Origin of the sequence: Acidaminococcus hominis, assembly GCF_900291475.1 — a bacterium.
Classification (GTDB): Bacteria; Bacillota; Negativicutes; order Acidaminococcales; family Acidaminococcaceae; genus Acidaminococcus; species Acidaminococcus hominis.
In genome coordinates this window covers 147,406-170,360 of the sequence record NZ_OLMM01000003.1, presented here as the reverse complement: position 1 = coordinate 170,360, position 22,955 = coordinate 147,406, and the positions used below count along the sequence as shown (strand labels likewise).

Sequence of the window (22,955 nt, the reverse complement as noted above, 5' to 3'; positions counted from 1 at the left end):
CTCCAGTATACCACGAGATTCACATTAAGAAATAGTTTCGAAGTTGTCTTAATTCATAGTTCCATTATACCATGGCGCTTTCGGACCAACTTGGCAATACCAGGTTTCAAAGGTGGACCGCCCGGATTCGCAGTCAGGGCAATTATCGATTACGTAATGCAGTACGCTTAGGAAAAAAGGCAAAAAGTGAATGTTCTTTGCCTCATGCAGTTTTTTTACAGAAATATTTTGTCCAAAGTCTACAGCAATTTCGGCATCATCATTGATTGAAGGGTCTTTTTGCATGATTTCAATCAATGCTTTGCCAAGCCACTTGCACTTTTCAAGACTCAAATACTGTTCTATGAACCTTGCCATCCTTTCAAGGAGGGCAGGGCTTTTTTTATTGTATTCCGAATCGAAGGCTTTCCTAAAAACCTCATCAGTAAAAGGAACATATGAACCTGTGCTGTCCACGCACCTTTTATAGTTAGATACACATTTATTTTTTGTTGTCCCGTCAACATCTTTCCAGTCATTGCCAGCTACAACATTTACAAGTCCTATATATACATCCAAATCAGAAAGACCGTCTGTTCCGCCATGTGCCCTGTCACGGATTTTTCCGCGTGTTTTTCTTGTTTCCAGTAAAAGATTGAACAGGATACCACCGCATAAATGGGGAACGTGGAAGTTGTTTTGTGAGGGCATAACAGTACCTCCTGAAAAAAAGTAAGCTTAAGTATCGTTAGTAACCTTAACCACCCGGACTACGGATTGACAGTAACCTTATCAAGAATAGGATGAAATCAGAAATTGAAGACGGGAGGTGGAAGGAAGTGTGACTACTGGTTTTCTAACATTATACCATGCATGTGTGGAATTTTCTGTGTGGCTGTGAATCTGAATACCGCAAATGCAGAAATATAATCTGCAATCAGTAAGTTCGATTTCATTATGACCGACCAGCAAGCGGGTATTCCAAAAGCTGGACGGATAGTCTGAACATTGATACGGCAGCAGGCAGTCCTGCTTCCATATGAGTGCTCAGGCACCCATAACAAAAAAATCTCTGTTGTCCGAGATGCGCATGAGGACGATGGGATGCATAGACAGTTCTGAATCACCGCAGTGATGCGGTGGGCAGGACTGGAAATGCCCCCACCGTTTGTTCCCGTGCGTCATTTTGGCACTCTGGGACCTGTGGGGACTTTCCCCGCAGGTCTTTTTTGGCATCCTTTCGTCTTCTGGCACGGACGGAAAGGACGCCAAAAGTGAAAATCACAGTCAAATACTACGGATTGGATGAATCCAAAGCGCCGCTGACCACGGCAGTGGAGGTGACGGAGGAAGAATGCCAAATCATGGTCGAGAGAGATTACGAACTGAGAAAACAGGCTGCACCGGAAGGCGAACCCGTAACCCGGCGCAGTGCCCAGGAAATCATGAACGAAGACTTCAACAAACCCCTCTACAATGATTGGCACAGGGAGCACCGCAGAAGAAGTGAATTCCCGGATTATCAGGGACGGGATGAAGAAGAAAACAACCTGATGAATCCCATCGAAGATGCTTCAGACACCTGTGGCTGTGCAGTTGCCGGGAGTGGATGCAAACGGAATGGAAAGGCAATGCCGGATATGAGTCTTGTGAGCCGGGATGAAGTGGAACGGGATCGCGAAGCCAGCGATGAAGAAACCCAGCAAACCATCAGGATCGCATTGGCCAAGAAACCGGAATGGGCAGAGGCTGTCATTGCTGTCTATATCGATGGGGAATCCATCCGGGCATATGCTGCCAGAACCGGTGCCAATGAAAACAATATCACCCAGAAGCTGAAGCGGGCAAAGAAAAAATTACAGGAATTTTTTGGAAACCGTCAGATTTGACGGGTTCTCCTGGCTAATGAATAGGAAAACAATTCCAAACTTATTTTCAAGGAGGTCATCAAAATGACTACAACAAAAGACTTCATCTATAACGGGATGGATGTGCGGACGGCTGTTGTGGACGGCGAGCCATGGTTCGTAGCCGCCGATGTGTGCCGCATCCTTGGCATTGCCAACCCCAGCGATGCCCTTTCGAGGCTGGATGACGATGAAAAGAATACCCTAGTTTTAACCGAGGGTATTCCTGGCAATCCGAAAAAACGTGTTGTAAATGAGCCGGGACTCTACACCCTGATTCTCAGCAGCCGGAAACCTGAGGCCAGGGCATTTAAAAGATGGGTAACACACAAAGTCATTCCTTCTATCCGCCGATCCGGTCTGTATGCTGCGGAAGCCATCCTTGATAATCCGGACCTTGCCATTGCAGTCTTTACTAAGCTCAAGGAAGAACGGGAACGGCGTGAATCCATGGAACTTTTGGCAGCTGCTCAGAAGCAGCAGATCGCAGAACTCCAGCCGAAGGCAAGCTACTATGATCTGGTCCTCCAATGCAAAGATCTGGTTCCGACTTCGGTCATTGCAAAGGATTATGGATGGTCTGCCCGGCATATGAATAACTGGCTCCATGAACACGGAATCCAGTACAAGCAGGGAAAAATATGGCTGCTCTACCAGAAATACGCTCCCATGGGGTACACCAGCACCAAGACATACAGTGTTCCCGATAGCTATGGCATTCCCCATAACCGCACTTATATGTACTGGACCCAGAAGGGACGACTGTTTATTTATCAGCTGATGACGTCTGAAGGCAACTATCCGCTTATCGAAAAGGGGCGTGGCGACAGTGGAGAAATTTAACCAGGAGCATTATCAGGATCCTACTCCGCAGAGAGCCCTCAGTGCTGTCGAAGCCCAGCGGAAGGCACTCCGGGCTTACCGGCCTCTCGTATATATCTGTTCCCCGTATTCCGGGGCAACGGATAAAAACATCCTGGCAGCAAGGCGGTACTGCCGCTTTGCCTTCGAAGAAGGGTACTTGCCCTTGGCTCCGCATCTCCTCTTTCCTCAGTTCCTGGATGACCGGGATCCAAAGGAACGGGAGGCAGGGCTCCATTTCGGCAACATCCTGATGGGCCTTTGCCGGGAAGTGTGGGTATTCGGGGATACCATATCTCCTGGCATGGATGCGGAGATTCGGCGGGCCAGATGGAAGAACTATCGGCTGAGATTCTTTAACGAAACCCTCGAGGAGGCAGAAAAATGAGATTTACGATTTACACGGCTGACTGTACCGGCAACGAACGAAATGCCATATATCCTAATAAAGCAGTCATCACAAGCAGCAGGGAACTGGGGACGGCTGCTGCTTTCGACCACGTTTGTGCGGCCTATAAGGACAACTACCGGAGCCGGGATAACTTCCTGGCTTCCGATGTGGCAGTGATGGACTGCGACAATGATCATACGGAAAATCCGAAGGAGTGGGTGACGGGAGAAAAGCTCCTTGCCATGCTGCCAAACGTGGCTGTGGCCATCGTCCCGTCCCGGAATAGCGGGAAAGCCAAGGAAGCCCGGAAAGCCCGGCCCCGGTTCCATGTGTATTTTCCCATCACCGAAGTGCAGGACGAAAAAGCCTATACGGCCCTGAAGCAGGGGATCCGGGAAGAGTTTCCCTTCTTCGACGCCCAGGCTCTGGATGCAGCCCGGTTCCTCTATGGCACGGAAGTGGTGCCGGAAGAAATCTTCTGGCAGGAAGGGGAGAAGACTATCACAGAATTCCTGGCCGGGCTGGAACCTGCAGAACCCAGCCAGACAGAACCTCCTTTCTATACCGGGAACTCTATCCCGGAAGGCAGCCGCAACAATGCCATGTCCCACTTTGCCGGCCGGGTGCTGAAGCGGTATGGAGATACGGACAAGGCCTATAAAGCCTATCTGGAACGGGCTGAGAATTGCGAACCGCGGCTTCCGGAAAAAGAGCTGGACACCATCTGGAAAAGTGCTCTGAAGTTCTTCCGGAACAAAATCCAGCAAAGCGAAGGGTATGTCAGTCCGCAGGAATACAACAATCCCTATCCCGGATGGAGCGAGCCCCTGCCATTATCACGTTTCACAATGGCTCCCTTCCCGGTCGATGCGCTGCCGCAGCCGATTGCTGATTATGTGAGGGCCGTAGCGGAAAGCACACAGACACCTGTGGATATGGCGGGGAGCATCGTACTTTCCGTACTTTCGACCTGTCTGCAGAAGAAATACCGGATCCAGGGAAAACCTGGCTGGGTGGAGCCGCTCAACACGTATGTGATTGTGATTGCCCCGCCGTCCGAAAGAAAGTCATCCGTCCTGCATCTCATGCTGCAGCCGGTCAACGATTACGAGACCGAGTATAACAAGCAAAATGCCGCCACGGTGGAGGCCGGGAAGATGCAGAAACGTGTCCTGGAACGCAGGCAGAAGGCACTCGAAGACAAGGTCGCCAAGGGAAATGCCGAACCGGAAGAACTGAAACGTATCGCACAGGAGGCCGCTGACTTTGAGGAAGTAAGCCCCATGCAGCTTTATGTGGACGACATCACCACTGAAAAACTGGTAGCCGTCATTGCCAAAAATCACGGCCATGCAGCTCTCATTTCCAGTGAAGGAGGTATCTTCGACACCCTCTCCGGTATCTATACGAAGACGGTCAATATCGATGTCATGCTGAAGGGGTACTCCGGAGATACGATCCGAGTGGACCGTATCGGGCGCGAGAGTGAAAGCATTATGGATCCGGCGCTGACGATCCTCCTGATGGCACAGCCGAACGTGGTCTCATCCGTATTGAGCAACACCACATTCCGGGGACGCGGTCTTACGGCGAGGTTCCTGTACAGCATGCCAGTCTCGTCAGTGGGAAAAAGAAAGTATCGGAGTAAAGCTGTGACGGACGAAACCTACCGCGGCTATGAACAGCTTGTGGTGAATCTCCTGGAAGATGAGTATCCGGAAAAACCGCAGACCATCACACTCTCTCCGGAAGCGGACAGGGAGCTTGAAGCATTCGCAAACTGGCTGGAGCCGAAGCTCACAAACGACTATGCAGAAATGGCTGACTGGGCCGGAAAGCTTGTCGGCAATGTACTGCGCCTGTCCGGACTCCTTTGCAGAGCTTCCGTTTACCAAAGCCATGACTTTCTTATGGTGCAGGATGCCTTGTCCGTCACCGGGAAAACCATGTCGGATGCGATACGCCTTGGGAAATATTATCTCAATCATGCACAGGCCGCCTATTCCGTCCTGCCGGAAAATGACATGTACGAGAACGGGAACCTGATCCTCCAGAAAATCAGGGAGCAGCGTCTCACCGCCTTTGACAGGCGGGAAGCTATGCGCATGTGCCGGAGGTTTAAGACTGTGGACAGCATCCAGCCGGTTCTGGACTTCCTTGAGGATTACGGGTACATCATGCAAAAACCGCAGAAATACTCAGGCACAGGCAGACCGCCACTCCCAATATATGCCATCAACCCCTGGTTGAAGGAGCATTGACTGGGTTCTGTCCTTTTGTCCAGAGCTTGTCCTTGCTTTTCTGGGACAGCTGGAGGAAGGCAGCATGCGGGTTTAAGGGTATTGTCCTTTTTGTCCAAAACCTTATAAAAAGTAAAAAGTACTTACTTACTTACTCTATATATTATTCTACTAAAAAACATAAAAATATTTATTTAGGGACAAAACAGACAAAACGGACAAAACCCGGGAAGCCAGAAAATACGGGGGTTTTAACACTATGGGTGATGAATCAGAGGAAAAAATGGCTGATGACGGAAAGGACAAAAGTTATTTTGCCCGCTGCCAGAAAATATTACGCGAATGGGGAGCACCGCTCTCAGGATGGCATTGCCAGGAAGTTTATGATGTACGAGAAGATGACATGGAGGCGCCGCTTCACACCTGTGAGCTCTGCGGCTGCAGGAAGGTACGGTTTGTGCATGTGATGGGGCATCCTGACTACTTTGAGGATGTAGCCGTTGGCTGCATCTGCGCCGGAGTCATGGAAGGGGATATCCTTGCCGCCAGGGAACGGGAACGGTTTATGCGGAACCGTTCCAAACGGAAACGCAGTTTTCCAGGACGCAAATGGGAGCAGACCTCGCATGGCTGGCGTCTCACTTATCACGGAGAGCAGATTCTCATTGGACGCAGCCGCCGCAATCCAAAACATCTCGGCGTAAAGTGCCGCGGCCAGCTCGTCTGGAACTATAAGGAGAAGCCTATTACAAACTTCCTCTCCGCTGCCTATGCCGCATTTAATCTTGTTGACCCGATACCGGAGGTGAATCATGAAGAGTGAAAAGCAAATAGAACTGAAGCTGGTGACGGAAACGAGGAAGAAAGGCGGACTGGCTGTGAAGTTCGTTTCTCCATCGTTTTCCGGTATGCCGGATCGGCTGGTCCTCTTGCCCCATGGAGTGATGGGATTTGTGGAAGTGAAGGCACCAGGGAAGAAACCACGGCTGCTGCAGGTGAGCCGACATGCCATGCTGCGGGAGATGGGGTTCCAGGTGTTCGTCCTGGATTCTCTGGAAGACATCCCAGGGCTGCTGCAGCAAATTGCGGAAGGAGGTGATGCCCAATGAAGTTCATACCCCATGCGTACCAGAAATACGCCATCGAGTACATCAAGACCCACCCGGTGACGGCTCTCTTGCTGGATATGGGCTTAGGTTCGGCAAGACAGTGACAACCTTGACGGCTATTAATGACCTGATGTTTGACTCCTTCGAGATCCACCGGGTTTTGATCGTGGCCCCCCTCAGAGTAGCGAGAGATACATGGCCGGAAGAAATCCGGAAGTGGGACCACCTGAAGGACCTGACCTGCAGCGTGGTCGTGGGGTCCGTGGCGGAAAGGCGGCGGGCACTTCAAAAGTCGGCAGATCTTTATATCGTGAACCGGGAGAACCTGGTGTGGCTTTGTAAGAACTGCAAGCGGGATTTTGACATGGTGGTCCTGGATGAACTGTCTTCTTTCAAGAATCAGCAGGCCCAGCGGTTTAAAGCCATGAAGGCCCTGCGGCCCAAGGTGAAGCGGATTGTAGGTCTCACAGGGACTCCCAGCGGGAATGGTCTCATGGACCTGTGGGCGGAGTTCCGGCTTCTGGACATGGGAGAACGGCTCGGAAAATATATCAGCCAGTACCGGAACACCTACTTCCAGCCGGACAAGCGGAACGGGATGGTGGTGTTTTCCTACAAGCCCCTGCCGGGAGCGGAGGACGCCATTTACAAAAAGATTTCGGACATCACCGTTTCCATGAAGGCCACGGACTATCTGAAGATGCCGGATCTGGTAAGCGTCCGGACGGAAGTGAATCTTTCAGAAGCGGAACGGAAGCGGTATCAGGACTTCAAAAAATCCCTGGTAATGGAACTGCCGGGAGGAGAGGTGACCGCCGCCAATGCGGCTTCCCTGACGTTGAAGTTATCCCAGATGGCCAATGGAGCCATCTACACCGATGATGGGAAAACCATCCATCTTCACGACCGAAAGCTGGATGCCCTGGAAGACCTGGTGGAAAGCGCCAATGGCCGGCCGGTGCTAGTGGCCTACTGGTTCCGGCACGACAGAGAAAGGATCCAGGAACGGATGGAAGCCAGGGAGCTGAAGGAGAGCAGGGACTTTGCCGACTGGAACGCCGGGAAGATCCCGGTGGCCCTGATCCATCCGGCTTCTGCCGGCCACGGCCTCAACCTGCAGCAGGGCGGGTCCATCCTGATCTGGTTCGGGCTTACCTGGAGTTTGGAACTCTACCAGCAGACGGTGGCCCGGCTTTGGAGGCAAGGGCAGGAGAGCCGAACCGTCATCGTCCAGCACATTGTGACGAAAGGCACCATCGATGAACGGATCCTGAAGGCCCTGGAGAAGAAGGACAGTTCCCAGGCGGCTCTCATCGAAGCCGTCAAAGCGGATTTGGAGGGAAAAGCATGAACGCGAAAGAGTACTTGCAACAGGGATTCTACCTGGATAAGAAAATAGAGAGCAACCTGCGGGAGGTAGCTGAGCTCCGGCACTTGTGCCTGGGAATCTCCGCAGCCGGGCTGGAAGAAAGCCACAACCCCAACCGGCCTACGGAAGCTCCCTTTGTCCGGACCATCGAGAAGATCTGGGAGAGAGAGCAGGAGATCAACCAGGAAGTGGACCGGCTGGTGGACCTGAAGTATGAGATCGGCCAGGTCATCGACCGGGTGGAAGACGAAGCCCAGCGGCTGGTCCTCCGGGACCGGTACATCCACTTCGATGCCTGGGAGGACATCGCCCGGAGTATGGGCAAAGGGATCCGGTGGGTCTATGCCGTCCACAGTGATGGCGTGGCAGCCGTTGAAAAAATTTTGGAGGAGTGCAGGAAATTGCAGGAAAATACAGTAGCGGAACACTAGAATTCAACAGGCCCTTCGTGGTATGATAGAATCACGAGAAAAGGGAATAAAGACAAGCCTTGCAGAGCAATCTGCAGGGCTTTTTTCATGCCCGAAAGGAGGTGGCAGCTGTGCCGAGAAAACCCAAACGCCCCTGTTCCTTCCCAGGCTGCCCGAACCTGACGGACGGTCGGTACTGTGAGAAGCACCAGAAGATCATGGACAAGCGGTACGAAAAGTATGAGCGGAGTCCCGGTACGAAGAAACGGTACGGCAGGACCTGGAAGAAGATCCGGGATGCCTACGTGGCCAGCCATCCTCTCTGTGAACTGTGTCTCAAGAACGGCCGGTACGTGGTGGCGGAAGAGGTTCACCACAAGAAGCCTCTGGCGGAAGGCGGGACCCACGACTGGAACAACCTGATTGCTTTATGCAAAGCCTGCCATGCCCGGATCCATGCCAAACGGGGAGACAGGTGGCATAAAAAAGTGGAATTTTAAAATGTAAAATCTGAAACAAAGTTCTATACCCAGGGGGAGTATGAATCTCTGAAAGTCCGCAAACCCAGAACGGGCGAGGGGTCACGCGCGCAAAAAACGCGTTTTCAAAAAGGGTATTGACCCGGTGGAATGGGGGTGTGAAAAATAGCTAAAGACGGAACCATGCGAGGGGGATTGCGGGTGGGCCAGGGCCGGAAACCCAGAGCCCTGCTGGACAAACTGCCGGACAATCCGGGGAAACGGCCGCTGAAGGTGATGGACCTGCCAGAAGGGGCGGACCTTTCCGGAGAGGATATGCCGGAACCCAAAGCCTACATGAAGGAGAAGCAGCGGAACGGGGGAAAGCTGGAAGCGGAAGAAATCTATCGGGAAACCTGGCTGTGGCTGAAGGCAAGGCACTGCGAGAAGCTGATCAGCCCCCAGCTCATCAGCCAGTACGCTATGGCCGTGTCCCGGTGGATCCAGTGCGAACACGCCATTTCGGAATATGGCTTTCTGGCCAAGCACCCTACCACCAATGCGGCTATCGCTTCCCCATACGTAACCATGAGCCAGAACTACATGAAGCAGGTGAATCAGATCTGGTACCAGATCTACCAGGTGGTGAAGGAAAACTGCTCTGTGGAATTCTCCGGCAATACGCCCCAGGATGACGTGATGGAGCGGCTGCTGCGGTCAAGGAAGGTATAGCATGACAGCAAGAGAATTCATTTCCCGGCTGAGGGGATATTCCCTCACCAAACAGCAGATCAAAACATTACGAGGACAAGCCCTTTGTGGGGACCTGGACGGTGCCCGCAGGGGGCTTGCCGCGATTATAAGGAGAAACATGGCATGGAGAAAACAACCAAAGAGATGAAGCTCATCCCCATCGATGAGCTGATCCCCTATGTGAATAATGCCCGGACCCATTCTCCGGAACAGATCAACAAGCTCCGGGCCAGCCTCCGAGAATTCGGGTTCATCAATCCGGTGATCATCGATAAGGACAAGAACATCATCGCCGGCCACGGCCGGGTGATGGCAGCCCGGGAAGAAGGCATCAAGGAAGTACCCTGCGTTCTGGTGGATTACCTTACCGAAGCCCAGAAGAAAGCCTATATCCTGGCCGATAACCGGATGGCCCTGGATGCCGGATGGGACGAAGAAATGCTGCGGGTGGAAATCGAAGCCCTCCAGGGAGCGGACTTCGATGTGAGCCTCACGGGCTTTAGCGAGGACGAAATCGCCCACATCTTCGATGAAGAAACGGAAGCCAAGGAAGACGACTTCAACGTGGAAGAAGAACTGCAGAAGCCGGTATTCTCCAAAGCCGGGGACCTCTGGCAGCTGGGCAAGCACCGGGTCCTGTGCGGGGATTCCACCAAACCGGAATCGTACACGGAACTGCTGAGGGACACCAAACCCAATCTGGTCCTGACGGATCCCCCGTACCTGGTCAACCTTCGGAGCACCTCCGGGAAGATCAAGAACGATGACCTGAACGACCAGGAAGGGTACGAATTCCTGAAGAAAGCATTCACCTGCTTCCACGATGCCATGGCCGGGGATGCCTCTATCTATGTGTTCTACGCCACCATGAAGGCCCGGGTCTTTTATGACGCATTCGAAGATGCCGGATTCAAAGTGGGAGCCGGGCTCATCTGGAAGAAGCCCAAAGCCCCGTTCATGCGCACTGACTGGAAGTTTAACATGGAACCCATTATCTTCGGGTGGCGGAAAGACGGAAAACACAACTGGTACGGGGACCAGAAACAGAAAGCAGTCTTTGAGTTTGACGGGATCAAGAACAGCAAAGAGGACGGTTTCGGGCACCCCTCCAGTAAGCCGGTGCCCATGCTGGCCTATCTGATCAAGCTGAGCAGCCAGATCAACGGGGTGGTGCTGGACGGATTCCTGGGGTCTGCTTCCACCCTCATGGCCTGCGACCAGCTGGGCCGGATCTGTTATGGGGTGGAGCTGGAACCCAAGTTCGTAGATGTGGCGGTGAAGCGGTACCTGGCTTCTCACGAAGGGGAGCAGGACAGCGTGACCGTCCTGCGAAATGGGAAAACATACACCTACCAGGAAGTTGTGGGCGGAGAAAAATAAAGAACAAAAAGGGCTACATTTTGCTTGCTATTATTCGCCTTTAGAGTGATTAATAACAGTACCAAAATACCCTAAGGAGGTACCAATCATGAAGGTCGAATACAACAGACAAGGTGCAGCGAGAAAAGAACTGGTCCAGGCCATCAGCGCCATTACGGGAGAAAAGGCAAAGTAACTTTTTCTTCCCACCAAGGCTTACCGGATCGGCAGCATTATGGTGTGGAAAAACGGTGCCATGGAATGTGAAGACGGAGAACTGTTCCAGAAGGTGGTAAAAGAACTGGAAGCCAGAGGATTCAAGCCAGAAGAAACGGCTGCAGAACAGGCAGCAACGGAAGAAACTCCGGAACAAGAACCCGTAAAGGAAACGGCAAAACCGGATGCAAACCCGGAACCAGAACTTTCCCAGGAAACGGCTGAACTGGAAGAAGGGACGGAACCTGAAACAGCCCAGGAACCGGAAAAAACTCCTGAGAAAGTCGACACCCTCACCATTTCCTTTCCGGACGATTTCACGGAAGAAGACTTCGAGAAACTTCAGAACCTGGTGGCCTCTAAAGCCGGCCTTTTCAAAAAGGCCCTGGGGACGGATGACCTGACCATCATCCGCAGCGAAGGGAAAATCAACTTCCCCTGGTTCCACGAAGCGGACGGCGCCAAGGTCCAAGCCTACTCCAGACTGGTGAAGGGCCTGTGCCAGTTTGCCAAGAACGCCAAACGGGTCACGGCCAAAGAACATGAAGTCCCCAACGAGAAATACGCCTTCCGGTGTTTCCTCCTGCGCCTGGGCTTTATCGGGAAGGAATACAAGGACTGCCGAAAGATCCTGCTGGAAAAGCTCAGTGGGTCAGCGGCCTTCCGGAACGGAGGGAAAAAAGATGCGGTTTCCCAATAAAGAGCTGCTGGAATTTCTACAGCAGGAATACCCTCCCGGAACCCGGGTACGCCTTACCCGGATGGACGATCCCCAGGCACCGCCTTTGGGTACGAAAGGCACGGTGACCGGCGTAGATGATATAGGGTCCCTCCTGGTGGTTTGGGACAACGGATCCCACCTTAATGTGATCCATGGGGTGGATGAGGTGCAAAAACTGAATAAAGACACGAAATAATTAATAATTATTCTCAAAATTCCTTGCTATTCTGTGCGTTTAGAGTGATATATACACATGCCAAAGAACACACAAACCTAGCGAAAGGATGACGAGAAGGATGAAAACACTGCACTTCGGGATTGAAATGGAAATGACGGGGATTACGAGAGAAAAGGCTGCCAACCTGATGGCCGGTTTCTTCGGAACAGGACGGGGCACCTATGAAGGCGGAGCCTACGATACCTACACCGCCATGGATAACCAAGGACGGACCTGGAAAGCCATGAGCGACTCCAGCATCCGACCTCAGAGAAAGGTGGGCGGCCAGATCGAGGGCGCCACCCGGGACTACCGGACGGAAGTGGTAAGCCCCATCCTTTCCTACGACGACATCCCGAAGCTGCAGGAACTGGTACGGACCCTGAGAAAAGCCGGGGCCCTGGTGAACACCTCCTGCGGGATTCACATCCATGTGGGAGCCGAGAAGTTCACCCCGAAAACCCTGCGGAACCTGGTAAACCTGGTGGCCAGCAAGGAAGATATGATCTACCATGCCCTCCAGATCGACGCCCTCCGGGAAGCCAGATACTGCCAGAAGACAGATGAAACCTTCCTCTGGGAACTGAACAAGAAGCAGCCCCGAACCATGGCAGAATTTGCCGACATCTGGTACATCCAGGCACCCTTTGGTCGGGATGAACATTACAACAACAGCCGGTACCACGGGCTCAACCTCCACGCCACCTTCACCAAAGGGACGGTGGAATTCCGGCTTTTCAACGGCACCCTCCACGCCGGGGAAATCAAGGCATACATCCAGTTCTGTCTGGCGGTGGCCCATCAGGCACTGACCCAGAAGAAAGCCTCCGCCAGAAAGACGGAGACGGACAACGAGAAATACGCCTTCCGGTGCTGGATGCTCCGGCTGGGGCTTATCGGGGAAGAATTCAAGACCTGCCGGCTCCACATGCTGAAACACCTCACCGGGAATTCCGCCTGGAGAAACGCCGCCTGAAGGCGGTAGCCACAGGCAGGGGAAGGGGCCGTAAGGCCCTGTTCTTCTTTCTTGTATACTTGCATAAATACACAGAATTCGCTTGCTATTATGTGCCTTTAGAGTGATTAATAGACATGCCAAAGGGGACAGCCCCCAAAAGCAAAAAGCACATGAAAGCGAGGAAATACCCATGAGAACGATCATTACCCTGGACGCCAAGAAAATCAGTAAGAAAGCAGCCTGTGAAATGTACGGAGAGGCCGACGTGAACAAAATGATCCGGGAAGCCAAGAAAGCCTTTTTAGAAGACCCGAATGAAGAAAGTACCTGGTGGATGGGAAACGGAATGCTGACCATCGAGTTCCGGTAAAACAGGGGAAGGGCAGGGGCCAAGCAAAGGCCCCTGTTCCAGAAAAAATGAATAAATACACAGAATTTGCTTGCTATTATCTGCTTTTAGAGTGATATATGTACATGCCAAAAGGCAAAGCACACAACCACAAGGAGGAAAACAAAATGACAAAGATGGAAATGATGGAAAAACTCTACGGGCGCAGCGAGGAACTGGAAAAGAAGTTCGATGCAGCAGAAAAGGTTGGGGATGCCCAGACCATGCAGGCCTGCCGGGATGCCTACCAGGAACTGGTGAAGGAAGTCCAGGCAGAAGGGGAAGACTTCGGGAACATGATGCGGCTTTACAGCGACATGAAAAAGCACGGCAACAGCCTCCTGGACCTTTCCGGAACCTACCAGGAACCGGAAAAGATCCTCAAAGTGTTCCGGGAATTTGGGGTGAAAGAATTCACTTTTTCCTCCACCTGGTCCAGCGCCGTCCAGGTAGCCTGGCAATTTACCCAGCTGGGCTGCAAATTGAAAGGGATGACCGAAATCTACGGATCCGGCCAGAAATTCATGAGCAACGAATACGAAAGAATCCCCGCCTTCCTCTTCAGCCTTTGAGGAACGGGGGACAGCAAGAACCAAGGAGCCTCCGGGCTCCTTTTCTTATACCCAGTAAAAAGAAAGGAGGGAGCCCTATGCGGAAACTCAAAAAGTACAAGCCCACAAAATTCAAAGCCAAAACGTCCACCTACAATAAGGAACTGGCGGATTATGCGGTAGCCTTTATTGAGAGCCTGTGCCACACCAAGGGAACCTGGGCGGGCCATCCCTTCGAGCTCATCGACTGGCAGGAACAGATCATCCGGGATCTGTTCGGTACCATAAAGCCCAATGGCTACCGGCAGTTCAACACAGCCTATATCGAGATCCCCAAGAAGCAGGGGAAAAGTGAGCTGGCCGCAGCTGTGGCACTCCTGCTCTGCTGCGGGGACGGGGAAGAAGGGGCCGAAGTCTATGGCTGTGCAGCAGATCGGCAGCAGGCCTCCATCGTTTTTGAAGTGGCGGCCGACATGGTCCGGATGTGCCCGGCTCTCAGCAAGCGGGTCAAGATCCTGGCATCCCAGAAACGGATGGTGTTCCGGCCCACCAACAGCTTCTACCAGGTCCTTTCGGCAGAAGCCTATTCCAAGCATGGATTCAACATCCACGGAGTGGTCTTTGATGAACTCCATACCCAGCCCAACCGAGAGCTTTTTGATGTAATGACCAAAGGCTCCGGGGATGCCCGGATGCAGCCACTGTATTTCCTCATTACCACAGCCGGGACGGATACCCACAGCATCTGCTATGAAGTCCATCAGAAGGCCATGGACATCCTGGAAGGGCGGAAGCATGACCCCACGTTTTACCCTGTCATCTACGGGGCTGCGGAACAGGATGACTGGACCGACCCGAAAGTGTGGAAGAAGGCCAACCCATCCCTTGGAATCACGGTAGGGATCGACAAAGTGAAGGCGGCCTGTGAATCGGCCAAAGAGACACCCAGCGAAGAGAATGTGTTCCGTCAGCTGCGGCTGAACCAATGGGTGAAGCAGTCTGTTCGGTGGATGCCTATGGACAAGTGGGATGCCTGTGCTTTCCCGGTGAGGGAGGAGGATCTGGAAGGACGGATCTGCTACGGCGGCCTGGACCTTTCCAGCACCACGGACATTACCGCCTTCGTGCTGGTGTTCCCTCCTTTGGACGACCAGGACAAGTACTGCATCCTGCCGTACTTCTGGCTGCCAGAAGAAACCCTGCCCCTTCGGGTAAAGCGGGACCATGTGATGTATGACATCTGGGCCCAGCAGGGATTCATCCAGACAACCGAAGGCAATGTCATCCACTACGGGTATATTGAAAAGTTCATCGAGAAGTTGGGTGAACGGTTCAATATCCAGGAAATCGCCTTTGACCGATGGGGCGCGGTACAGATGGTTCAGAACCTGGAGGGGATGGGCTTTACCGTAGTTCCCTTCGGACAGGGATTCAAGGACATGAGCCCTCCTACCAAGGAGCTTATGAAGCTCACGCTGGAGCAGCGAATTGCTCATGGAGGGCATCCAGTCCTTCGATGGATGATGGATAACATCTACATCCGGAGGGATCCGGCCGGAAACATCAAGGCGGATAAGGAAAAGTCCACGGAAAAGATAGACGGGGCCATTGCCACCATCATGGGCCTGGATCGGGCCATTCGGTGTGGGAACAATGCTCACGAAAGCGTCTACGATTCCCGGGGACTGCTTTTTGTATAGAGAAAAGCCCTGCTCGTTGTGAGTAGGGCTTACGTTTAGAAATTGATTTCGTTCGTGTTCCAGTAATAAATCATTTGTCAAGGCCGGGTTCAATTTGACCCATTTGGCCGGTTAAAAGTGACCCAATAAAACGGTAAATTCAATGTTTCTTCTGCCTTAGGGCCGGAAGTCCTTAAAGCCGGTTTTCCCAAGGCCGGGCTGGGGGACGGCCGGATTCAAGCCTACACGCAGACGATCTTTCAAGCGGTAGCTCTCACCTCTAATATTTATCACATGAGCATGGTACAGCAATCGGTCCAGGATAGCAGTCGCAATCACTGAATCGCTCATGAGTTCACCCCAGTCACTGAAATACTTGTTGCTGGTCATAATTATAGTACCCCGCTCATAGCGGGCGCAGACAATCTGGAACAGCAATTCTGCCTGCTGCCGGCTCAGCTGCATATAGCCAACTTCATCTATCACCAGGATATCTGGCCGGGCGTAAAATTTGCAGCGCCTGGACAGCAGTCCTTTTTCCCGTCGTTTTTCCAGATCTTCAATAAGATGGGCTAGCGTAATGAAGTATGCGGTTTTGCCGTGGTGCAGGGCTTCTACCGCAAACGCGGTGGCCAGATGCGTCTTGCCGACTCCCGGCGGTCCCAGCAGGATCAGATTTTCACCTCGTTCCACAAAAGCAAGTGTACGCAGTTCCTGGAGCTGTTTCGGATTCAGGCTGGGCTGGAACGAAAAATCGAATTCCTCCAGTGTCTTCACGGTCGGGATCCGTGCAGCTTTCATCCTTTTCCGGATGGCTTTCTCAGTTCGTTCCTTCTGCTGAAAGCTCAGGAGCTGGTCGAGAAACGAAATAAAAGTCGAGTCTTTTGCAGTGGCCGTTTCCAGAAGAGCATCCAGCTGGCAGGCTGCCTCCGGCATATTGAATTCAGCCAGGAGCTTCCTGGCATGCTCCACTTCAAGCATTGGATACCACCTCCATCAGCCTGTCGTAAAGGGCCAGAGGACGCTTTACCACATCTTCTTTCATCTGGATTCCTGCCGTTCGAGGGTAAGCAATGCCCTCCTTGGCCTCCAATCCGCTGTATTGCGCCTGTTGCGGAACATAATATCCCTTTACTTCAGAGAGCGGTATATCTGCTACAGGAAGGTTATCTACGTATACCTGCACATGGTTCTGGTACAGCCGGACCTGGGCTTCTCTGCCGCTGTAGTGCCAATCCACACCATAGAGATGGCCGTCGAAGCTGACGAATCCATCCTTGGAAATCCGCCTGTCTTCCCAGCGGTAACGGTTGCGCAGCTCCTGGGGCGGGAGAGGGTTCAGATGCTCTGCAGTCAATTCCTGCAGAGGGATTTTCCCTGTAGTCCCATGCTTTTTGCCGTTCACATGCTGGCACCATTGAAGAGCCTGGCGGTTCAGGTCGTACAGATCGGTGAAACGTCTTCCGGGCAGGAAGTTTTCTTTGAGATAGCGGACAGAACGTTCTACCTTCCCTTTTGTCTGGGGCCGACGTACCTTGCAGGTGGAAGGCTTGAAGCCCATATCGGCACAGAAGCTTTCGAAAGCGGGAAGGAAGATAGTCTTCCCGGCCTCGTGCTTCAGGACAACTGTCTTCATGTTATCTGTCAGCACGACATCAGGGACTCCGCCAAAATATTCAAAAGCGTTCAGGATGCAGCGTTCCAGGCTTTTGAGGTCACAACGTTTTGTGAATTCCACGTATCGGGTCCGAGAGTATCCCAGAGTCATGACGAAAGCTGGAACTTTGTGGAATTCGCCATCTGTGCCCAAATACTGGCAGATTCCCCAATCCATCTGGGCCTGCTTTCCAGGTCTGGTTTCATACCGTGGCACAGCCGGGATGGCCTTTGGCGGACGAAAAACGTGGACATAATCCTTGATGATGGTCTTCCCACCGGTGTAACCCATCTGTTGCAAGGTCTCCAGGATGACGACGCAGTTGAATATGCCATCGTGCATCATCTGGTTGACCTGCGGCTTAAAGGGATCCAGAATGGAACCGCGCTTATGAGGTGGCTCCGGCAGAGTACCTACTTGCATATACTTCTTGGCCGTGTTCTTGGAAATATTCTGCTCTTTACCGATAGCATATGCGCTCTTGCCTTTTCTTGCACTATCGCGTATTATCATAATAAGCCCACTTCCTATCATTTTGGACTACCCCCTAACAAGTTTGCTCACTTATTATGGTAATCCATTTTGGTATGAGGTGGGTCATTTTTTTCCGGCCCTTTGGGTCAATTATAGTCCGGCCTTAACANTTATCATAATAAGCCCACTTCCTATCATTTTGGACTACCCCCTAACAAGTTTGCTCACTTATTATGGTAATCCATTTTGGTATGAGGTGGGTCATTTTTTTCCGGCCCTTTGGGTCAATTATAGTCCGGCCTTAACAAAAGCTCCTTTCCTGTCGAATGTGTCGAATGAGGGACAGTGTTGAGCCCTTACAAAAATTGAATTATGACATGGCGACGGTGATTATGGTCTGTCTGGGAGAAACGGAACGAAGGGAGAAGGACATTCTCCGGTTATTGGGAGTCCTGTTATCTCCGGAAACCCGTCCCGGTACGAAGAAAAAGATCCTGGAACAGGAATATGGGATCCCCATGACGGTGGAGATGGAGAAGGAGGCGGAAACTATGTGCGGTTATGGCAGAGGCCTTGCCAGGAAATATGCGGAAAAAGGTAGAGCAGAGGGTTTGGAACAAGGTCTGCAACAAGGTCTTGCGGAAGGCCGCAACGAAGGCATCCAGCAGGAACGCAACAGCAACATCCTCGGCATGCTGCGGGAAAAGATCCCTATGGAGACCATCGCCCGCATTACGAAAGTATCGGTGGAGCAGATCCGGGAACTGGGAAAATTGAATGGAGTGTTGTAAAGGACAAGCAGGGCTGCGGCCCTGCTTTCTTTATGCAGCTTGCGATTGCGGGCCAACCAGAAGGACGGCCCCTACGGCGTTGGAGGTCACCCCAAGTAAGATAACAGTCGTACAGTAGATCTTATCCTTTCCTTTTCTTAGGCTGCACTAAATTATTTTATTTAATCTCTTTATCCTATCCTAACCTGCGTCACCCAAAGCGACATACCAGAAAGCCGCCCAAGTGGCATACCCATTGACACCCTGCCTGCCATCCCGTTTGGCATACCGTTTTGTCATCCGGAATGACATACCAGCCTGTCAGCCAGTCATTCGCCGATCAGAAAGGGATTTCTTCCTCCTCCCACTGGTTCCTTATCTGTGCTTCCATTTTCCTTTCCAATGGTTTTTTCGGTGGGCGGTCCGGCAGCTCATATTCCTCGATGAGTTCCCAGGTTTTGGCATCCGACTCGTACACCTGGTTCTTTTCCGTGTATATCGTCGCCCGGTAGCGGTCAGCCCGGATGTGATTGTGCAGTTTCCAGTGCCGGATCAGTCCCACACCGCTGGAGAATATATAAAGGTATCGCTGCTTCACCAGTTCATTCAGATCCCGTTTGGAGGTCCGGGTAATCATGGCCACGGCCTGGGGATTGGCAATGAAGCCATCGTCATCCGCATCCATTACCAGGTGGATGTACAGGAACTGGGACTTGATGGGCAGCTTCATGAAATGGGAACTGCAGATGATATCTCTGGTCAGCATACGGCGTTGTGTCATAATCAAATACTCCTTTCGTTGATAGGGAATACCCAAAAAAGGGCATAAAAAAGCCAGGGGCTGCGGCTCCTGGTTTTCATTGAAACGGTTTCAGAAAATAAAAAACAGGATCCCAATCGCGCTGATACCCAAAAGGGTGCAGAGACAGCCTGTGCACAGGGAAGCGTTCAACTTCCTTACACAGGTTACAGTGGGCGATAGGAATCCTCGAAATGGTTGTACTTGAAGCGGGTAAAGGTGGAATGCAGAATGGAAGCAGCCACACGGGAAACATGCAGCCAGGGACGATGGTCCCGGGAGTTGATGGGCAACAAGGGTATCACTCCAATGCTAGGAATTTTTCAGTAGTTTGTAATAAGAAATATCCGATAAGAAAATTATATCAAAAAATTAGAAAAGTCAACAGAAATTGTAATATATTTAACAGTTGAAACGTATCATTCACCGTTTCTCCGTAGGGTCTACCCGTAAGGGGAGACCGTTCCCAGGTATCAGACCGCGACGGCGGGCGCAGCGCCGCGGCGCCCCTACGATAGAACACCCAACCATCGATGCAGGCATATCATCGTAGGGGTTCATCCGTTGATGAGCCCGCCCCCGAAGGTCGGATGTGTGACCGTAACGCCGGTCGACTCCGACCGTAAGCTAAATATCGTAGGGGTCGATCGTCCTGATCGACCCGCCTGCGCCGAATATATGGACCTAACTCATCTAATTGATTGAATTCAATCCCGCCGTATTCAGCACCAATTTATGAAATATAAATCGCAAAAACGAATTTAACACGCAAAATTTTAAGTTTAATTTCAAAATCTTACTTTTTGTGATATACTACAGGTAACAAAAGGAGTAAAGAGTGGTGAGGGGCTATGTTATTACAATTTAGTGTTTCCAATTACAGATCCTTTAAAAACGAGGCGGTCCTTTCTATGGAAGCGTCCAAGGATCATCAGCATGAAGAGCATGTCTATGTCTCTGGGAAGAATCGTGTGTTGCAGAATGCCTGTATTTTTGGGGCTAATGCGTCCGGCAAAACGAACCTTTTACGGGCAATGGATACTGCTATCCATCTGGTACGACAATCCAATAATCGTCAGGTGGGAGAACCTTTGATTGCAATTGAACCTTTTTTATTCTCAAAAACAACACAAGATCAACCATCTTCTTTTGAATTTGTATTTTTGCAAAATGGAATGAAATATGTCTATGGCTTTTCCGCTACTAGAGAACGCATTGTAAAAGAGTATCTCTATCATTATCGCACAAGTAGGGCAGCGGTTATCTTTGAACGTATTTATGATTCTGAAAAGAAAAAAGATCAATACCATTTTACTAATTCTGAAACTCGTAAGGAACTGAAACCTCTCATTGAAAAAAATACTGATAATAAATTATTTTTAGCAACTGCTACATCCTGGAACAGTAAATGGACTAAAGATCCATGTTTATGGTTCAATCGTATTAATATCTATGACTCTACTGATTACAATCGCTTATTACATGAAGATGGTCCCATTTTTGAAGAAAAAGAAGGCGTTTTAGAACTGCATAAGTTCATTCGTAAAATATTAAAAGAAGCGGATATTAACGTTTCTGACTACGAATTTAAAAGTAAAGATATTGATACGCTGGAAATATTAAAGAAATTACCACCTCATGTGCGAGCAGCCTTGTCTCAGGAACCATTGCCTCAAGTGAGTAAATCCTATGAAATTAATATGATCCACCAAATTCAAAATCCTGATGGCAGTGTAAAAGAATACAAACTCCCATCCTTTGAAGAATCTCAAGGGACGCAGCGCCTTTTCGTCATGAGTCCTTTGCTGAAAAAGGCTTTTGATGAGGGGAATATTCTCTGCTTCGATGAATTCGATGCCAGTTTACATACTATGCTGGTTATTTATTTGATTAAACTCTTTAATGATCCAGAAATTAATAAAAACCACGCACAATTAATTATAACAACGCAAACAACGGATCTTCTGTCCTTGAAAATCACCAGAAGAGATGAAATCTATTTTGCAGATAAAAATCAAAAGACAGGGGAATCGGAATTATATTCTCTGGATGAATTTGCTGTGCGTAATAAGGCAGATGTACGCAACGGCTATTACCTGGGAAGATATGGGGCTGTTCCGGAAATTGGGGATGGTGAAATCTTTTGGTAAGAGGATATCGTAAGAAAAATAGAAACTCAGAGAAACGGGCAACAAAACATACGCTTCTCATTGGTGCAGAAGGCAACAATAAAACAGAAACAACTTATTTTCAGAACTTTACAGGAGATAAGGTTACTGTAAGAACGATTGAGGGGAATGACACATCACCGATTCAATTGTTAGCTAATTTGGAGCAAGCCATAACTGAACATGATTTACAACCTGGTGATCTGGCCGTTTGTCTTGTAGATGCTGATTTCAATCCTTCAAAAGATACTCAACTAAAAGCAGCAGATTTGGAAGTTAAAAAGGCAAAGAGAGCAGCGAATAAAAAAGGCGTTAATATCATGTTGATTGTTTCCAATCCTTGTTTTGAAAAGTGGTTTTTATGCCACTTTTCTGCATCGACCCGAAACTATAATTCCAGCAAGGAAATCTTGGACGAGCTCAAAAAGTATTTTAAAGGATATAGCAAAAGCCAAGACGTTTATAAAGAATATTTGCAAGGCAAAACAGCCATCGCAGTTAAAAATGCCAAGATATTGGAGCAACATTGCTTGGACTCCGGCTTACGCCCACATACTGTTTCTTTTACCCCTAGTACGGAAGTGTATAAGGTGTTCGAGGAGTTTCTCTTTAAATATTTAAAGGAAAAAGAAAAAATATGAAAAGGAAGGGATATCTATGGATCAGAGAAAAATTGTTTCAATTTTGAAAAAACACGATGTAGATCAACTCTTTCATGCAGATACTGTGCTTACAAGCCTATCCTTCCTTCAAGCAAAAGGCATTTGTTCAAGACAATACCTTGACTCTTTGTCATTGAATAAGACTGATCAATATACAGATGAAACAGACAAAAGCTTTGATGTCTATGATGATTTGTTTTTTGATTCTGTCGATATTCATAAGCGCGCTCATAATAGAAATAAATATGGGCCTGTAACGTTTGTCTTTGATCTAAAGATGCTTCTTAATCAGGAACTGAAAAATAAAATCTTTATAACAAAAAGCAATGCAGCATATTGGAAAAAAGGGATGAGGCCAGAACAACGTTATTTCTTGACTGTAGAAGATTTAGCACAAGGATTTGTAAAGGGTAATTTTGGTCAAAACATTACCTTTCATCACGTTCCTTTTCAGGATTTTAGTGCTTTACAGTATATTATTTTGGAACGGTTACCCGCTCAGCATACAAATTTATTTGAAGATGCATATCATGAAATTAGAAATAAACTAAGAGAGTTAGGGTACTCCATTCCCTTAGTAATTAGAAAATGTGATGATGATTGCAAATGCTTTAATGAATACAACAAAATGTCTTACGATAAATTGCTGAAGTATTTTAAAACGAAAGGAGATCAATAACATGGAATCCTATGCCGTCTCAGATGATTCTCAGTTCTTTGCCTATAGTGGCACGTTTGTCAAGACCAAAATCGATGAATTTCTAAATGTATCAGGCAGCAGACATTGCAGCATTGAGCAGCAGTGCCGGGAAGTAGCGCTCTGCTGGCGGGACGTTCCCGATGGCTGAGTGGCAGCGCN

Annotated in this window: 26 protein-coding genes and 1 pseudogene; 22 read left to right on the top strand and 5 right to left on the bottom strand. The window is 50.1% G+C overall.

Going from position 1 to position 22,955, the window contains the following annotated elements:
• Positions 1-48: 48 nt before the first annotated feature.
• Positions 49-690: a hypothetical protein gene (locus tag C7E10_RS02985; protein ID WP_105325881.1), complete on the bottom strand. Its 642-nt coding sequence runs from the start codon at positions 688-690 to the stop codon at positions 49-51.
• A 563-nt stretch (positions 691-1,253) separates the two neighbouring features.
• Between C7E10_RS02985 and C7E10_RS02980 the strand changes: the two genes are divergently transcribed.
• The 17 genes and pseudogenes from C7E10_RS02980 (at position 1,254) to C7E10_RS02900 (ending at position 15,587) form a co-directional block, all read left to right on the top strand.
• The gene (locus C7E10_RS02980; protein ID WP_105325880.1) at positions 1,254-1,868 is read left to right on the top strand and encodes an RNA polymerase sigma factor; all 615 of its coding nucleotides are present in this window, start codon (positions 1,254-1,256) and stop codon (positions 1,866-1,868) included.
• 63 nt (positions 1,869-1,931) lie between these two features.
• Positions 1,932-2,729 (top strand): phage antirepressor, encoded by a 798-nt coding sequence (locus C7E10_RS02975; RefSeq protein ID WP_105325879.1) that lies wholly within the window; start codon positions 1,932-1,934, stop codon positions 2,727-2,729.
• Positions 2,716-3,135 (top strand): DUF7768 domain-containing protein, encoded by a 420-nt coding sequence (locus C7E10_RS02970; protein WP_105325878.1) that lies wholly within the window; start codon positions 2,716-2,718, stop codon positions 3,133-3,135. The genes C7E10_RS02975 and C7E10_RS02970 overlap by 14 nt, the downstream gene beginning before the upstream one ends.
• The gene (locus tag C7E10_RS02965) at positions 3,132-5,399 is read left to right on the top strand and encodes a DUF3987 domain-containing protein (RefSeq protein WP_105325877.1); all 2,268 of its coding nucleotides are present in this window, start codon (positions 3,132-3,134) and stop codon (positions 5,397-5,399) included. The genes C7E10_RS02970 and C7E10_RS02965 overlap by 4 nt, the downstream gene beginning before the upstream one ends.
• A 238-nt stretch (positions 5,400-5,637) precedes the next feature.
• Positions 5,638-6,201, top strand: coding sequence for a hypothetical protein (locus C7E10_RS02960; protein ID WP_200820189.1), 564 nt, complete (start codon positions 5,638-5,640; stop codon positions 6,199-6,201).
• Positions 6,191-6,487: a VRR-NUC domain-containing protein gene (locus tag C7E10_RS02955; RefSeq protein WP_105325876.1), complete on the top strand. Its 297-nt coding sequence runs from the start codon at positions 6,191-6,193 to the stop codon at positions 6,485-6,487. The genes C7E10_RS02960 and C7E10_RS02955 overlap by 11 nt, the downstream gene beginning before the upstream one ends.
• Positions 6,484-7,838: pseudogene (locus C7E10_RS02950) on the top strand (SNF2-related protein). The gene C7E10_RS02955 and the pseudogene C7E10_RS02950 overlap by 4 nt, the downstream one beginning before the upstream one ends.
• Positions 7,835-8,287, top strand: a complete 453-nt coding sequence (locus tag C7E10_RS02945; protein ID WP_105325875.1) for a hypothetical protein — start codon at positions 7,835-7,837, stop codon at positions 8,285-8,287. The pseudogene C7E10_RS02950 and the gene C7E10_RS02945 overlap by 4 nt, the downstream one beginning before the upstream one ends.
• 110 nt (positions 8,288-8,397) lie before the next feature.
• Positions 8,398-8,766, top strand: a complete 369-nt coding sequence (locus C7E10_RS02940) for an HNH endonuclease (RefSeq protein WP_105325975.1) — start codon at positions 8,398-8,400, stop codon at positions 8,764-8,766.
• A 162-nt stretch (positions 8,767-8,928) separates the two neighbouring features.
• A complete protein-coding gene (locus tag C7E10_RS02935; RefSeq protein WP_420837393.1) occupies positions 8,929-9,456 on the top strand; it encodes a P27 family phage terminase small subunit in 528 nt (175 codons plus the stop codon).
• A gap of 144 nt (positions 9,457-9,600) precedes the next feature.
• The gene (locus tag C7E10_RS02930) at positions 9,601-10,857 is read left to right on the top strand and encodes a site-specific DNA-methyltransferase (RefSeq protein ID WP_105325873.1); all 1,257 of its coding nucleotides are present in this window, start codon (positions 9,601-9,603) and stop codon (positions 10,855-10,857) included.
• A gap of 235 nt (positions 10,858-11,092) precedes the next feature.
• Entirely contained in the window at positions 11,093-11,752 is a 660-nt protein-coding gene (locus C7E10_RS02925; protein ID WP_234997672.1) for a virulence, read from the top strand.
• On the top strand, positions 11,736-11,969 hold the full coding sequence (locus C7E10_RS02920; protein ID WP_105325872.1) for a DUF4314 domain-containing protein: 234 nt from the start codon (positions 11,736-11,738) through the stop codon (positions 11,967-11,969). Before C7E10_RS02925 ends, C7E10_RS02920 begins: the two co-directional genes overlap by 17 nt.
• Before the next feature lie 100 nt (positions 11,970-12,069).
• A complete protein-coding gene (locus C7E10_RS02915) occupies positions 12,070-12,966 on the top strand; it encodes an amidoligase family protein (RefSeq protein WP_105325871.1) in 897 nt (298 codons plus the stop codon).
• Between the two features lie 172 nt (positions 12,967-13,138).
• Complete coding sequence (locus C7E10_RS02910; RefSeq protein ID WP_105325870.1) at positions 13,139-13,318, top strand: hypothetical protein; 180 nt, start codon at positions 13,139-13,141, stop codon at positions 13,316-13,318.
• Between the two features lie 146 nt (positions 13,319-13,464).
• Positions 13,465-13,908 (top strand): DUF7698 family protein, encoded by a 444-nt coding sequence (locus C7E10_RS02905; protein ID WP_045172480.1) that lies wholly within the window; start codon positions 13,465-13,467, stop codon positions 13,906-13,908.
• Between the two features lie 77 nt (positions 13,909-13,985).
• Positions 13,986-15,587, top strand: coding sequence for a terminase large subunit (locus C7E10_RS02900; RefSeq protein ID WP_105325869.1), 1,602 nt, complete (start codon positions 13,986-13,988; stop codon positions 15,585-15,587).
• Positions 15,588-15,743: 156 nt separating this feature from the next.
• Here the strand turns inward: C7E10_RS02900 and istB are convergent, their stop codons facing one another.
• The gene (gene istB / locus C7E10_RS02895; protein ID WP_105325850.1) at positions 15,744-16,547 is read right to left on the bottom strand and encodes an IS21-like element helper ATPase IstB; all 804 of its coding nucleotides are present in this window, start codon (positions 16,545-16,547) and stop codon (positions 15,744-15,746) included.
• The gene (gene istA, locus C7E10_RS02890; protein WP_200820187.1) at positions 16,540-17,736 is read right to left on the bottom strand and encodes an IS21 family transposase; all 1,197 of its coding nucleotides are present in this window, start codon (positions 17,734-17,736) and stop codon (positions 16,540-16,542) included. The genes istB and istA overlap by 8 nt, the downstream gene beginning before the upstream one ends.
• 326 nt (positions 17,737-18,062) lie before the next feature.
• Between istA and C7E10_RS02885 the strand changes: the two genes are divergently transcribed.
• Complete coding sequence (locus C7E10_RS02885) at positions 18,063-18,488, top strand: hypothetical protein (RefSeq protein WP_146109040.1); 426 nt, start codon at positions 18,063-18,065, stop codon at positions 18,486-18,488.
• A gap of 319 nt (positions 18,489-18,807) precedes the next feature.
• Here C7E10_RS02885 and C7E10_RS02880 read toward each other — a convergent pair whose 3' ends face one another.
• Both C7E10_RS02880 and C7E10_RS12395 read right to left on the bottom strand, forming a co-directional pair.
• Positions 18,808-19,248, bottom strand: a complete 441-nt coding sequence (locus C7E10_RS02880; RefSeq protein WP_143038025.1) for a hypothetical protein — start codon at positions 19,246-19,248, stop codon at positions 18,808-18,810.
• A gap of 185 nt (positions 19,249-19,433) precedes the next feature.
• Positions 19,434-19,562, bottom strand: coding sequence for a hypothetical protein (locus tag C7E10_RS12395; protein WP_268802579.1), 129 nt, complete (start codon positions 19,560-19,562; stop codon positions 19,434-19,436).
• A gap of 555 nt (positions 19,563-20,117) precedes the next feature.
• On the opposite strand from C7E10_RS12395, the gene C7E10_RS02875 reads away from it, so the two are divergent.
• Genes C7E10_RS02875 through C7E10_RS12010 form a run of 4 tightly spaced genes read left to right on the top strand, consistent with a single transcriptional unit; the run spans position 20,118 to position 22,944 of the window.
• Positions 20,118-21,416: an AAA family ATPase gene (locus C7E10_RS02875; protein ID WP_105325867.1), complete on the top strand. Its 1,299-nt coding sequence runs from the start codon at positions 20,118-20,120 to the stop codon at positions 21,414-21,416.
• Positions 21,410-22,075, top strand: a complete 666-nt coding sequence (locus tag C7E10_RS02870; RefSeq protein WP_105325866.1) for an RloB family protein — start codon at positions 21,410-21,412, stop codon at positions 22,073-22,075. The genes C7E10_RS02875 and C7E10_RS02870 overlap by 7 nt, the downstream gene beginning before the upstream one ends.
• A gap of 16 nt (positions 22,076-22,091) precedes the next feature.
• On the top strand, positions 22,092-22,775 hold the full coding sequence (locus C7E10_RS02865; RefSeq protein ID WP_105325865.1) for a hypothetical protein: 684 nt from the start codon (positions 22,092-22,094) through the stop codon (positions 22,773-22,775).
• A gap of 1 nt (position 22,776) precedes the next feature.
• Positions 22,777-22,944, top strand: coding sequence for a hypothetical protein (locus C7E10_RS12010; RefSeq protein ID WP_160101801.1), 168 nt, complete (start codon positions 22,777-22,779; stop codon positions 22,942-22,944).
• Positions 22,945-22,955: the final 11 nt, after the last annotated feature.

Excerpts from the sequence above, each read along its gene's own strand:
- C7E10_RS02985 (WP_105325881.1), bottom strand. The coding sequence starts at position 690 with ATGCCCTCACAAAACAACTTCCACGTTCCCCATTTATGCGGTGGTATC.
- C7E10_RS02975 (WP_105325879.1), top strand. The coding sequence starts at position 1,932 with ATGACTACAACAAAAGACTTCATCTATAACGGGATGGATGTGCGGACG.
- C7E10_RS02965 (WP_105325877.1), top strand. The coding sequence starts at position 3,132 with ATGAGATTTACGATTTACACGGCTGACTGTACCGGCAACGAACGAAAT.
- C7E10_RS02960 (WP_200820189.1), top strand. The coding sequence starts at position 5,638 with ATGGGTGATGAATCAGAGGAAAAAATGGCTGATGACGGAAAGGACAAA.
- C7E10_RS02955 (WP_105325876.1), top strand. The coding sequence starts at position 6,191 with ATGAAGAGTGAAAAGCAAATAGAACTGAAGCTGGTGACGGAAACGAGG.
- C7E10_RS02945 (WP_105325875.1), top strand. The coding sequence starts at position 7,835 with ATGAACGCGAAAGAGTACTTGCAACAGGGATTCTACCTGGATAAGAAA.
- C7E10_RS02935 (WP_420837393.1), top strand. The coding sequence starts at position 8,929 with ATGCGAGGGGGATTGCGGGTGGGCCAGGGCCGGAAACCCAGAGCCCTG.
- C7E10_RS02930 (WP_105325873.1), top strand. The coding sequence starts at position 9,601 with ATGGAGAAAACAACCAAAGAGATGAAGCTCATCCCCATCGATGAGCTG.
- C7E10_RS02925 (WP_234997672.1), top strand. The coding sequence starts at position 11,093 with ATGGAATGTGAAGACGGAGAACTGTTCCAGAAGGTGGTAAAAGAACTG.
- C7E10_RS02920 (WP_105325872.1), top strand. The coding sequence starts at position 11,736 with ATGCGGTTTCCCAATAAAGAGCTGCTGGAATTTCTACAGCAGGAATAC.
- C7E10_RS02915 (WP_105325871.1), top strand. The coding sequence starts at position 12,070 with ATGAAAACACTGCACTTCGGGATTGAAATGGAAATGACGGGGATTACG.
- C7E10_RS02910 (WP_105325870.1), top strand. The coding sequence starts at position 13,139 with ATGAGAACGATCATTACCCTGGACGCCAAGAAAATCAGTAAGAAAGCA.
- C7E10_RS02905 (WP_045172480.1), top strand. The coding sequence starts at position 13,465 with ATGACAAAGATGGAAATGATGGAAAAACTCTACGGGCGCAGCGAGGAA.
- C7E10_RS02900 (WP_105325869.1), top strand. The coding sequence starts at position 13,986 with ATGCGGAAACTCAAAAAGTACAAGCCCACAAAATTCAAAGCCAAAACG.
- istB (WP_105325850.1), bottom strand. The coding sequence starts at position 16,547 with ATGCTTGAAGTGGAGCATGCCAGGAAGCTCCTGGCTGAATTCAATATG.
- istA (WP_200820187.1), bottom strand. The coding sequence starts at position 17,736 with ATGATAATACGCGATAGTGCAAGAAAAGGCAAGAGCGCATATGCTATC.
- C7E10_RS02880 (WP_143038025.1), bottom strand. The coding sequence starts at position 19,248 with ATGACACAACGCCGTATGCTGACCAGAGATATCATCTGCAGTTCCCAT.
- C7E10_RS02875 (WP_105325867.1), top strand. The coding sequence starts at position 20,118 with ATGTTATTACAATTTAGTGTTTCCAATTACAGATCCTTTAAAAACGAG.
- C7E10_RS02865 (WP_105325865.1), top strand. The coding sequence starts at position 22,092 with ATGGATCAGAGAAAAATTGTTTCAATTTTGAAAAAACACGATGTAGAT.
- C7E10_RS12010 (WP_160101801.1), top strand. The coding sequence starts at position 22,777 with ATGGAATCCTATGCCGTCTCAGATGATTCTCAGTTCTTTGCCTATAGT.